Genomic DNA, 582 nt, shown 5'->3' with positions numbered 1-582 from the left:
CGATGGTGACCGTGCTGGGCAGCGCCTTGGCGGCCACACCGGCGACCGAGTTCGGGTCCCGCTTGACCTGCGAGGCGCCGTTGTCGGAGACGGAGTCGGTGGTCGAGCCGGTGTCGTCGTTCTTGGCCAGCGTGTACCCGATGCCGCCGCCCAGACCGCCCGCGAACAGCGCGGCCACGATCACCGCGGCGATCAGTCCGCCGCGCCGGCCGGACGGACGGGCCGGGGCGGGCTGCTGGTAGCCGGCGCCCCAGCCGCCGCCGGAGGCGGGCATGGCCGGGGGCGCGGGCGGCGGCCAGGAGCCGTCGACGGGCGAGGCGGTGCTGCCGTGGGGCGCCGGTCCGGCAGCCGCGCCCGAGGGTGCGGCGGCACCGGCCGCGGCCTCGCCGGACTGCGGGCCGGCCGCGGGGCCCTGCGGCGGGGTGCCCGGGACCCGCGGAGGGGTGCTGGGAGGCGGAGGCGTGGTGGCGCCGCCCTGCGGGGCGGAGGACGGCTGCGGGGAGGCTGCGGGGGAATCCACCGGCACAGGCGGTGCGGACGGGGCAGGGGGTACCGCGGTGCCCTCGTTCTCGGTGCTCACAG

General features: G+C 79.6%; 1 pseudogene. It reads right to left on the bottom strand.

Annotated features, from left to right (window positions below):
* Nucleotides 1-580, bottom strand: a pseudogene (locus IE178_RS35285) (protease); the annotation flags it as partial.
* Nucleotides 581-582: the final 2 nt, after the last annotated feature.

This window comes from Streptomyces griseoloalbus (assembly GCA_014650015.1).
Classification (GTDB): domain Bacteria; phylum Actinomycetota; class Actinomycetes; order Streptomycetales; family Streptomycetaceae; genus Streptomyces; species Streptomyces griseoloalbus.
This window is presented reverse-complemented; position numbering and strand designations above follow the sequence as displayed.